This window comes from Blautia sp. AF14-40 (genome assembly GCF_003479665.1).
GTDB lineage: Bacteria > Bacillota > Clostridia > Lachnospirales > Lachnospiraceae > Fusicatenibacter > Fusicatenibacter saccharivorans.
This window is the reverse complement of sequence record NZ_QUHK01000018.1, coordinates 31,410-42,760: the sequence shown is the minus strand read 5'-3', so window position 1 is coordinate 42,760 and position 11,351 is coordinate 31,410. Positions and strand designations below refer to the sequence as shown.

Here is an 11,351-nt window from a genome sequence, read left to right as displayed (position 1 = left end):
TCTTATCTTACCAGTTCTTGCCCTATTTTGAGAACGGGAATCTGTGACAAAAGTCCGTTCTGCCTCAGATTCCTCTGCATTTTTTATTTTGTCTCCAGAACAACCGCCTCATACGCGCGCAGTTTTCGTACCCCCGCTGCCGCGCCGTCCTGCGGATAGTTGCTGATCAGTACCTCTGCTCCCGCAAAGGTTTCCGGAACCGTGTATTCCTGCTCCTCTTTTGTAAAATTGCACATCACGAGGAGTTTCTGGTCGCCTAAGGTTCTGGTATATACATACAGTGCCTCGTCCTCCGGATCGAGCAGCTCGTACGTTCCGTAAACCATGATATCCTTCTCTTTCCGGAGATGAATCAGTTTCTTGTAATAATTGTATACAGAATCCGGATCCGCCATCTCATTCTTGGCATTGACGGTCTCGTAATCCGGTCCGACCTTGATCCACGGTGTTCCTGTGGTAAATCCTGCCGAAGCGGTATCATCCCACTGCATCGGAGTTCTTGCATTGTCTCTTCCGCGCAGGTTCAGGTAGCGCATCATGTCGTCCGGCGCTACTTTTCCGGCACCGGTCAGCTCGTGGAACGCGTTGATGCTCTCAATATCGCGGAACTCGGACAGATCGTGGAACGGAACATTCTTCATGCCAAGCTCATCGCCCTGGTATACATACGGGGTACCCTGCATCATATGAAGGCAGGTTGCCAGCATTTTGGCACTTACCACACGGTATTCCGGTGAATCATCGCCGAAACGGGACAGGCAGCGCGGCTGGTCGTGGTTTCCAAGGAAGAGGCTGTTCCATGCCTTGCCCTCAAGCTCCGTCTGCCATGCTGTCATGACGCGTTTGAAATCTTTGAGCGGTACGCGTTTGTCCGTCCATTTGCCGTATGTTCCGCTTGCCAGATCTACCAGCTCGAACTGGAATACCATACTGAGCTCTTTGCCGTCTGCGGATGCATATTTTTCTGCCTCCTCGATCGTGACACCGGCACACTCACCAACCGTCATCAGATCGTATTTGGAGAGGACTTCCCTGTTCATCTCCTGCAGATACTCATGAACGTGCGGTCCGTTTACGCAGCCGGAATCACCGTAGAGTCCGCCCTCCGGAATTTTTCCGTCCGGCAGCCCTTCCGGTTTGGAGATCATGCTGATAACGTCCATCCGGAAACCGTCAATGCCTTTTTCACACCACCAGTTCATCATATCGAAAACTTCTTTTCGAACCGCCGGGTTCTCCCAGTTCAGATCAGGCTGTTTTGTTGAGAACAGATGCAGGTAATACATCTCTGTCTGCGGATCGTATTTCCATGCGGAACCGGAGAAGCAGCTTCCCCAGTTGTTTGGCTCTTTTCCCTCTTTTGCATCACGCCAGATATAATAATCGCGGTATGGATTGTCTTTCGATTTGCGGCTCTCCACGAACCATTTGTGTTCATCTGAAGTATGATTGACAACAAGGTCCATGACCAGCCTGATGCCTCTTTTATGCATCTCCGAAAGCATGCGGTCAAAATCCTCCATTGTTCCGAACTCCTGCATGATTGCCCGGTAATCGCTGATATCATATCCATTGTCATCGTTTGGTGACTGGTACACCGGAGACAGCCAGATAACATCCACGCCAAGATCCTTCAGATAATCCAGACGGGATGTGATACCATTTAAATCTCCGATACCGTCTCCGTTGCTGTCCATGAAGCTGCGCGGATAAATCTGATACACTACGGCTTCTTTCCACCATTTTTTGTCCATTTTTTTACCTCCTTTATTTCATCCCCAGAACGTGTCTGGTTCTTTAATTCTGTCGTTTGCAAGCACATTTTACCATACCTCACGGTGATTTTTCAATAGTTTTGCGCAAAACCAGCAGTTTCTACAAGAGTTTTTCTGTAAATTTGGTAACTATTTACTTCGTCAGATCTCTTACCGACTCCCTCTCCACCAGCGTTGTCGGCAATGGCGGAATATCTTTTTGTACCGGCTCATCCTGGATCAAGTGCATCAGGACTTCTACGGCACGGCGTGCTTTTCCATCCACCATCTGATGCACGGTAGTCAGCTTCGGCCGCGCAAGTGTCGCATAGGTAACATCATCAAAGCCCGCAATTGAAATTTCCTCCGGAACCTTTATTCCCCTGTTCTGCAGAAAGTTGGATGCTTCAAGTGCATAGTAATCCGATGAAAAAAAGAGCGCTGTCTGTTTTTTGAAGAACGGAAGCATCTCCTCATATGCCTTCTCCCTCTGCTCTGGATTCCACGGGATCACAATATGGCGACTTTCAAAGTCCTCAATTCCCGCCTCCTCCATTGCCTGACGCACACCGAGCCACCGATAGTGGTCAACCCCGAGATCGCAGTCGGATAAAAAGAGAAATTTTTTATGTCCCTTTCCAATCAGGTACTGACTCATCTGGTACGCACCGCCGCGGTCATCCATCGTAATGGAGCGGACTCCAAGTTCCGGCGGGAGATACTGATCAATGGTTACCAGCGGTTTTCCGAGACGTTCCGAGAGCTCTGCAATCTCCTTTTCCTTCAGAGCCATCGCAATCATGCCGTCAAAATTCCAGCCGAGCGCCTGCTGCATAATATCGTCCTGCTCATGGCGCGCAACCAGCATCATATAGTAGCCGTGTTCCCGGATCTGATACTCCAGATTTCCGAGCATTGCCGACACAAAGGGATCCTCAAAGGAAGATGCATTTCCTTTCTTCATGAAACCAAGCGCCACACCAATGAGACCGGAGCTGTTGTTCGCCAGCATGCGCGCGCTGATACTCGGCACGTACTCCATCTCCTTTAAAATCCGGTTGATTTTCTCGACCGTCGCCTTTGAGACGCGCCCTGTCTTTCCGTGTATTACATTCGAAACCGTCGTCGGGCTGACCCCTGCGCGGTCTGCAATATCTTTGATTCTAATCATCGGTTCTCTGCCTTTCCTTTTTCTTCACAATTTTCTGAATTCTGTTATGTTTATTTTACCAAGACGGCAAAATGTTTACAACTACTTTGCATCGGCAAACACTACAAAATTATTACATTTTCTTAAACGATATGTAAGAAAATCTCCATCCCTCCTTCATTTACTTTCCGCCGGTTCCGTGGTAAGATAGGATGACAGAAAAAGTTCACCTTTTTTCTGTAAGAAAGGACCTACACATCATATGCGGCTTGCATTTACAAATTTTTCGATAAAATCTCCCACTGGCAAGAAATCCGGCCGTTTTTTTCTTGCCCTTTTTCTGGGTATTTTTCTCTTCCTCGCTCATCCCATACTCTGTCAGGCTGGTTTTGCCTCCAGTACGCCGTTTACCGGTGCCTCCTGGGAACTGGTCGGGGAATATCCGATTCTCGGCAGCAACGGCGCGGTGCAGTCCGTCTGTGCGACGGAAGATTATATCATCTGCATCGAAAATTTTAATGATCTGACGACAGAGCCGGACGTAGTCTCTGCCTACTATAAAAATGATACAGACGCAGACGGAAATCCCGTTACGCAGTATTCCCTCGCGCATCAGGTAAGGGACGCAGACTTTGCTCACGCAAACGGTATGGCATACAATCCCGTCACACATGAAATCCTCGTGAGCGGCTACAGCAGCCCGGATGCTTCCAATTACGGATGTATCTTCCGCCTCGACCCGGATACTCTCGAGCAGAAAGAGCGGATCCAGCTCTCGACAAGCTACAATATTCTCGGTATTGATTATCTTCCCTCCACCGGCGGCTATCTGATCCAGACCGATGCGGACGGCGGCTACGGCTTTAAACTCCTCGATGCCTCACTTCAGGTGATGGATGACTGGGGCACGTATCCCTTCGATTTTTACATGGAAAACTTTCAGGATCTCTGTGTTTCCGGCGATCTCTTTTTTCTTTTTCCGCTGACGATGCATCTCGGAATCGGAAACTTTATCCAGACATACTCGCTCTCGCAGAAAACACTGCTTGCGGACGACACGGTTGATTTTGGCTTTTCCGACGATATCACCATCAATGAACCAGAGGGCCTCTGTGAGACAAATCCTGGGGAATTTATTGCGATTGTAAACGTAACAAAGGCAGATGGTGGACGGTACGTGCAGTTCTACCGCACCCGGGTGCCGTATCTGTTCACGGTTTCCACTTCCGCGGCGGAGCATGGCTCGGTGTCCGAGGGCGGGGAAGTTTCCAGCGGAGAGGAAAAAACCGTTTCCTACACGGCAGACGAAGGCTTCCGGCTCGCGAAGCTCTCGGTGGACGGCTTGTATCTGCCGGTGACGGAATATCCGGACAGCTACACATTTTCCGATATCCAGAAGGATCATACCCTTGCCGTAACGTTTGAACCGGTTCCGACGGCGACACCGACGCCGACTGCCACTGCGACGCCGACCGAAACACCGGCCATAACCCAGACACCGGAACCGGCCATTTCCAAAGCACCGGCATCATCCACGGTTTCCTTCTCATCTGTGGCTTCCCATTTCGCAGCGTTCTGGAAAGGCACTGTGCATGCCGCTTCCTGGTTCCGCCATCTTGCCTCGGCCGGTGCATCCCTTTTTGCCCGTATCCGGAAGGCAGATCCTGTTTTTCTGGCGATGCCGTTTGTCCTTCTCGTTCTGATTCTGCTCTTTGTCCTCCGCCTGCGGTATGTCCGCCGCATCCGGCGGGAGCGGTCGCGGAAAGCGCTGGAACACAGAAGAAGAACGTACGAAGAACTGGTCAGAGAATTTACGGAAAATCCGAAGGACGAAAAGGTTTCCATCGATGAGCTGCTGCTTACAATTGACGAACTGCAGAAGGAAGAACAGAAAAACACTTAAATGAAACGTATTCACCAGATCAGGAATTGATCTTCTCGGCACAAAAAAAGTATCCCGTTCCTTTTGGGGAAGCGGGATACTTTTTTATTTAAACGGGCAACGAGCTAAAGTCCGTGCTTGTTTTTACTCTTCGTAATCGAGTGCTGCACGCTCCGTTGTGTACGGACGTACATAGGTGTCTGCTACTTTTACGTGCTCCGGATGTTTTGCATATACAGCTACATCCTCTGCTTTTTCCAGTGTTGTGACAAGTGCCATATCATGGGTGGAAGATGCAAGCGGTGCTTCTACAAAGTCAACCGTCAACAGTCCCGGCACTTTGCCGACCAGGCTTTTCAGGTTCTCTGCCATCGCTTTTTTCAGCTCCGGTTTCTTTGCATCCTCTACTTCCGGTTTGAATTTCCACATAACAATATGATGTACCATTGTATTTTTCTCCTTTGCTTTTGTTTTATTGCCAATTCACACAGTTTCTGTGCAAATACCAGCCTTTTGTTACGGCTCTTCGCCTGCAATCCGCAGAATATCCTCAATCTCTTCCACGGACATGTCAAGATACGCGGAAAGCTCTGCCACACTGAAATCCATGTCATCGCCGTCGGAGAGTTCCTCGATGGCGTCTTTTAAGCGGTTTACTTTATTGACTACAGTATTGTCCTTGTGTTTCTGAACTCTGTGTTCTTCCATGAAATCGCTGATCGTCTCACGCACAGCCGCATCAATCGCCTGCTCCGCCGTCTCAGCTTTTACAACGGACTCCAGCGCTACTAAAAGTCCGACATTTCCCTCCTGCACCAGATCCATCAGGAAGAAATCGCGGGTGTGCATTTCTTTTGCGGTCTCAATAACTTTCGGAAGCCAGAGCTGCACGAGCATGCTCTTTGCAAGGGAATCGCCCTCTGCCGCTTTCCGGTAAAGCTCTGCCGTTTCTTCCTCCGACGGTGTTTCTGTCTCCGGCAGTTCGTCAAGATACTGCTGTAAGGCACGCAGCTCCTCCTCGGAAAACTCCGGTTTTTTCTTTTCTTTTTCGGTCTCCTCCGGCACGACGCCCGGCTCATAATCTGCCACATCGACCTGCTCCATCGTCAGATATTCGCAGACAAAGGTGACTTTCTGCTCATCCAGTGCAAAGTCTTCAAAAAAGTCTCTGACTTCTTTCATCGTTACTTTATTTTCATGGTCTCTGGCGTATGACAGCAATTCGGAGAGCTTCTCCTGGAACTTTTTCTGTTCGTCCTGCATCTTTTTTACCCTCTCTTTCTTCCGTTTCACGATTCCATTTCTTCGTACATTTTTTTCAATTTGTCCATTGCTTTTTCTGCTTTGAAAAGCTACTATAAAAGCAAACGAAAAACCACATTCAAGTGGAAAGGAGAATCCTTATGAAACAATTTTTTCAGGATGTGAAAAACAGTTTCCTGCTTTCAGCCGCTGTCTCTATTATACTAGGTATCGTGCTGATCGTCTACCCCGTAAAAACGAGTTTGCTGATCTGTTATATCGCCGGAGCACTGCTCCTGTTTGGCGGCGTTGTTGCGTTGATCCGCTACATTGCAAGCCGCGGCGAGCCGTTTTTCTTCCGCTACGATCTGTTCGTTGCCCTGGTACTGATTCTGTTCGGCTGCTTCGTTATCTTTGAAAGTGACCTTGTAATCGCATTCATCCCGGTTGTCATCGGTATCATCCTTCTGGCAAACGGACTGCTCAGCATTCAGAAGGCGTTCAACCTCAAAAAAACAGGGCTGGAAAAATGGTGGCTTGAGTTCCTGCTGGCTCTTTTAACCAGCGTTCTCGGCATCATCATCTGTACCAATCCGTTTGATGCCGTTGCAACCACAAACATTTTCATCGGTATCTGCCTTGTCTACAGCGGCATTTCCGATCTTGTCACCACCTACTACATGGGCCGCGCAAAACGCCGGATCAAAAACGTCATCCAGACCGAGATCAACCAGCAGAAAATCCTGCACGATGACAATGTGATTGATGTGGATGAGGACGAGCTTCACTAAAAAACAGCTTCTTCCATAAAAATCTTCTTTCATACGAAAAACCGGAACCCGGCACCGCTTCTAAGCAGCGGCTCCCGGGTTCCGGTTTTTCTCTGTATTTCTTTTTTTATTTATTCCTCGTGTTTGCTCAGCGCTTCCATGCCTTCTCTTAATTTCAGACGAATCTTGCCAAGCTGCATGCCGTTTGCACCGAAATACAGTTTCAGATAGTGATTAGATCCAAAGAAGAAGCCAAGATCTCTGGTCTCTTTGATCCACTCGCCTTTTGTTCCACGGATGCTGATAACGGTTTTTACAATATTGTCGATATATACTGTAACGGAAAGCTGTGCCAGGTCTTCGAGGTCTGCTTTCATTTCCATCTCGATATCATAAGTTCCCATTTTATCTGCCAGAATGGAAACACCGCAGACTTCGCTTGTTCCTTTTTTATTTTCCCATGCGGAAGCGTCAATGACAACATCACCTGTTTCCGGATCTGCCTCATACGTTACCAGGTCTGCTGCAACAAAATCGTTATCTCCCTGCTGCTCCTGTGCTTCTTTTTCTTCCTCGCTGATGCGGTCAAGGAAACGTAAAATACATGGTGTTCCAAGAATGAAGTGAAGGACATTCATGGCATTTCTCTGCAGATCACCTCTTGTGATTTCACCTTTTTCCAGTGCTTCTTTCACATCATCCTGGCTCATATCGGTGCAGTCATTGCATACCATGAAGACATCATTTCCGGCGGATACCATCGGTGCATGTGTCGTTCTTGTTGCCTCGTATCCTTCACGGTTCGACATTGCCCACCAGTCGGTCATAACAAATCCATCGTAGTTCCACTCACCACGGAGAATGGTGGTTAACAGATCGTAGTTTCCTGCGGTCCAGATACCGTTGACCGGTCCATATGTACTCATAATGGATCTTGCGCCGCCTTCTTTGACTGCAATTTCATATCCTTTCAGATAGATCTCGCGCAGTGCACGCTCGGAAACAACCGCATTTACGGTGTGGCGCTTCGACTCCTGGTTATTACCGCAGAAGTGTTTGATGGTTCCGGTTACATCGGATTTTTCCATACCAAGAATCTGTACAGCACTGATCCATCCGGTCAGGTACGGATCCTCGGAAATATACTCAAAGTTACGTCCGTTTAACGGATTTCTGTGAATATTCATACCAGGTCCAAGAAGCGCATCGACACGGTTCTGTCTCATTTCGCGTCCTGCCATCTCGTACAGGTCTTCTACCAGCGGAAGATCGAACGTACAGCCAAGCAGCGTACCGTTTGGCATGGAGAAGGCTTTTGTTCCGCAGTCAAAACGAAGTCCGGAAGGACCGTCGGTACAGCAGGATGCCGGAATGCCAAACTCCTGTAATTCCGGTGTCAGACCGCCAAAAGCAGCTGCGGTTCCAGGCGTTACTTTCGGGCTGCACATACCCTCGCCGCGGAACATGCAGATCAGATCATCATCGGAAAGCTGTGCCACGAATTCTTCCATGGTTACTTTCTTATCCAGCACATCGCCCAGCTTATAGCCTTTGTCTCCGGTGTACGGAATCGGCTCCATACGGTTCTCTTTCATGCGTTTTGCCGGATCTACGGTGCGCAGCGGGGCTGCCTCGTATCCCGGTTTTAATGTGCCGTCCTCACCTGCAACGGCTTTCATACGCTCAAACGCTTCGACCGGCGCCATTGCCTCGGTCAGCGTCTCAACCACTTTAAACGGCTGCTCGTAAGCGCCTGCGAAAGCTGCACTTCTGACATCGCTTCCGACATAAAACTCATAGCTGCCCTCTTCGAGTACGTAGCAGGATTTGTGTCCCGTTGCACCGCTGTCATCATAGGATGCGAAGCTTTCTTTTGCCACATTGATGGTCACGGTCTCTTTTGCTCCAGGAGCTAAAATACCGGTCTTTGCAAAGCCGACGAGTGCGCGGGCTGGTTTTCCAAGAACGCCCTGTGGAGCTTTTACGTATACCTGAACAACTTCTTTACCGGCCGTTTTTCCTGTATTCTCTACGGTTGCCGTTACGGTTACCTGATCGACGTCTTTCTCTTTCGCCTCTGCGGTTACTGCAAAGGTTGTGTAGGAAAGACCAAATCCGAACGGATATAATACTTTGTCTTTTGCAAAAGTCTCAAAGTAGCGGTATCCTACATAGATATCCTCTTTGTATTCGTTTCTTACTAGATCGCCAAAGCAGCTGGTCGACGGATAATCCTCAATATTTTCTGCGATGGTATCCGTCAGTTTACCGCACGGGCTGACTCTTCCCATCAGCACATCGGCAACGCCGTTTCCACCTTCCTGACCGCCCTGCCATACGTAGAGAACAGCTGCAGGATTGCACTCTTTCACCCATTTCATGTCGATGATATTTCCGACATTCAGCACAACGATCGTTCTTGCAAACGCTTTGCTGACTTTCTCTACCATCTCACGCTCGGTATCTGTCAAGAGATAACTGCCCGCCTCGTTTTTGTTGTCCTGGTCCTCACCTGCGGTACGGCCTACAACAACAATAGCTGCATCGGCGCCTTTTGCGCTCTCCACAATCTCGTCGGTGAGCTCCATCTCTTTCTGGGACCACGGCACTTTTCCCCAGCCCTGGCCTTCGTCGTATGGATTTTCCTCGATCCATTTCTCATATGTTCCAAGAAGATTCTCATCGAGCGTGATGTCTTTTTCTTCTTTTAAGGCATCCAGAATGCCAACCACATATTTGGTGTTGACGAGTCCGCCGGAGCCCAGTCCGCTCTTATAATAATGGAATGCAATTCTTCCGAAAACGGCTACTTTATCCCCCTTGCGAAGCGGAAGCGCCTCGTTGTCATTTTTCAGAAGGACACATCCCTCTGCTGCTGCCTGACGGGCAAGCGCTACGTATTCTTCGAAATCCAATGGTGTAAATTTTCCCATATTGTTCCCCTTTCTCCTGCATACTTTTCTATCCAACATGTGCCGGAACACCCAAAGGAAATCCCGGGTTCCGGCACATGACTGGCTTCTTGTCTTTTATTATCTCGTATTTTCTGCTTTTTTTCCAGTTCTTTTCTTATCTTTTTTCTATCTGATATTGACCTTTTTTCTTCTCTTTTTGCTTATCCAATCAGTCCCTGGACAATTAATACAAGAAGCAGCAGCGGAAGGATATACGTAAGGTATAATCGCATCCAGTCCGGCACTTTCAGACCATCGCCCTTACTTGCCTCTGCCTGGTAATTTTTAAATCCCCATCCCCACTTTGATGTACAGAATAAAAGATAGATCAGTGAACCGACCGGCAGCAGAAGGTTGCTGACGATAAAGTCCTCAAGATCGAGAACTGTGCTTCCTGCGCCGAGCGGCTGGAATCCGGACCACACATTGTAGCCGAGTGCACACGGCAGGGATCCTAAAATGATCAGAATGCAGTTGATGACTGCTGACTGTTTTCTGGAAACACCGAAAATCTCGGAAAAGCAGCACATGATGTTCTCGAATACAGCGATGATAGTGGACAGTGCCGCAAAGAACAGAAACAGGAAGAAAAAGCTTCCGAAAATCCGTCCGCCCTTCATCGAGGTGAAGATGTGCGGCAGTGTCATAAAGATCAGCTTCGGGCCGCTGTCCGGCTGTACGTGATAGGAAAAGCACGCCGGGAAAATAATAAGACCTGCGGTGATGGCTACAAACGTATCGAGCACCGCAATATTGATCGCCTCTCCGAGCAGCGATTTTCCTCCGTTTAAGTAGCTTCCGAAAATCAGCATTGCGCCGATACCAAGACTTAACGTAAAGAATGCCTGGCTCATCGCGCTTGTGATAATGTGGAACAGTCCCACCTGTTCAATCTGCTGCTTGTCCGGCACCAGATAAAATTTCAGACCCTCTTTTGCGCCTGGCATTGTAAAGCTGTAAACCGCAAGGAAAATCATAACGACCATCAGTACAATCATCATCACTTTTGTGACACGCTCCACACCATTCTGCAGACCAACAGAGCAGATCAGAAAGCCTGCAATCGTGATCAGCAGCATCGTGATGACAAGAATAGACGGAGATGAAAGCATCTCATTGAATTTTCCAGTTACAGCGTCCCCCTTAAGGCCACTGAATTTTCCGGTTAAAAAGCTGTAAAAATAATACAGCATCCAGCCTGCAACAACCGTATAGAACATCATCAGCAGATAGTTTCCGATGAGGGCAACGTATCCATGGATATGCCACTTCTGCCCTTTCTTCTCCAGTTCCCCATACGCGCGCACGGTACTCTTTTTGCTTCCTCTTCCGATGGCAAGCTCCATCGACAGAATCGGAACTCCCATAATGGCAAGGAACAACAGATAAAACAGCACGAAAATGCCGCCTCCGTTGTTTCCTACCATGTACGGGAATTTCCATACATTTCCGATGCCGATGGCACAGCCTGCCGAAAGCAGAAGAAAGCCAAGGCGCGATTGGAATGTCTCTCGTTCCATTTCTTTTATTTCCTCCCTTTTTTCTTCGTACAAAACTCAGATTTCAGAACGGCACCGTTCTGCCGTTCTGTCCGGTTTG

At 48.6% G+C, this 11,351-nt stretch carries 8 protein-coding genes; 2 read left to right on the top strand and 6 right to left on the bottom strand.

Annotation, left to right across the window (positions count from 1 at the left end):
* Window positions 1-83 precede the first annotated feature (83 nt).
* Both DWW13_RS12725 and DWW13_RS12720 read right to left on the bottom strand, forming a co-directional pair.
* The gene (locus DWW13_RS12725) at window positions 84-1,754 is read right to left on the bottom strand and encodes a glycoside hydrolase family 13 protein (RefSeq protein WP_117760479.1); all 1,671 of its coding nucleotides are present in this window, start codon (window positions 1,752-1,754) and stop codon (window positions 84-86) included.
* 154 nt (window positions 1,755-1,908) lie between these two features.
* Entirely contained in the window at window positions 1,909-2,925 is a 1,017-nt protein-coding gene (locus tag DWW13_RS12720) for a LacI family DNA-binding transcriptional regulator (protein WP_022462608.1), read from the bottom strand.
* 241 nt (window positions 2,926-3,166) lie between these two features.
* Between DWW13_RS12720 and DWW13_RS12715 the strand changes: the two genes are divergently transcribed.
* A complete protein-coding gene (locus tag DWW13_RS12715; RefSeq protein ID WP_117760480.1) occupies window positions 3,167-4,807 on the top strand; it encodes an InlB B-repeat-containing protein in 1,641 nt (546 codons plus the stop codon).
* A 123-nt stretch (window positions 4,808-4,930) separates the two neighbouring features.
* Here DWW13_RS12715 and DWW13_RS12710 read toward each other — a convergent pair whose 3' ends face one another.
* The gene (locus tag DWW13_RS12710; protein WP_022462610.1) at window positions 4,931-5,233 is read right to left on the bottom strand and encodes a Dabb family protein; all 303 of its coding nucleotides are present in this window, start codon (window positions 5,231-5,233) and stop codon (window positions 4,931-4,933) included.
* A gap of 69 nt (window positions 5,234-5,302) precedes the next feature.
* Window positions 5,303-6,049: an RNA polymerase sigma factor region1.1 domain-containing protein gene (locus DWW13_RS12705; protein WP_147342020.1), complete on the bottom strand. Its 747-nt coding sequence runs from the start codon at window positions 6,047-6,049 to the stop codon at window positions 5,303-5,305.
* Between the two features lie 140 nt (window positions 6,050-6,189).
* On the opposite strand from DWW13_RS12705, the gene DWW13_RS12700 reads away from it, so the two are divergent.
* On the top strand, window positions 6,190-6,819 hold the full coding sequence (locus tag DWW13_RS12700) for an HdeD family acid-resistance protein (protein WP_022462612.1): 630 nt from the start codon (window positions 6,190-6,192) through the stop codon (window positions 6,817-6,819).
* 110 nt (window positions 6,820-6,929) lie between these two features.
* On the opposite strand, the gene DWW13_RS12695 is transcribed toward DWW13_RS12700, so the two are convergent.
* Complete coding sequence (locus DWW13_RS12695) at window positions 6,930-9,731, bottom strand: glycoside hydrolase family 3 protein (RefSeq protein ID WP_117760482.1); 2,802 nt, start codon at window positions 9,729-9,731, stop codon at window positions 6,930-6,932.
* Between the two features lie 182 nt (window positions 9,732-9,913).
* Window positions 9,914-11,272: a sodium-dependent transporter gene (locus tag DWW13_RS12690; protein ID WP_055265757.1), complete on the bottom strand. Its 1,359-nt coding sequence runs from the start codon at window positions 11,270-11,272 to the stop codon at window positions 9,914-9,916.
* Window positions 11,273-11,351: the final 79 nt, after the last annotated feature.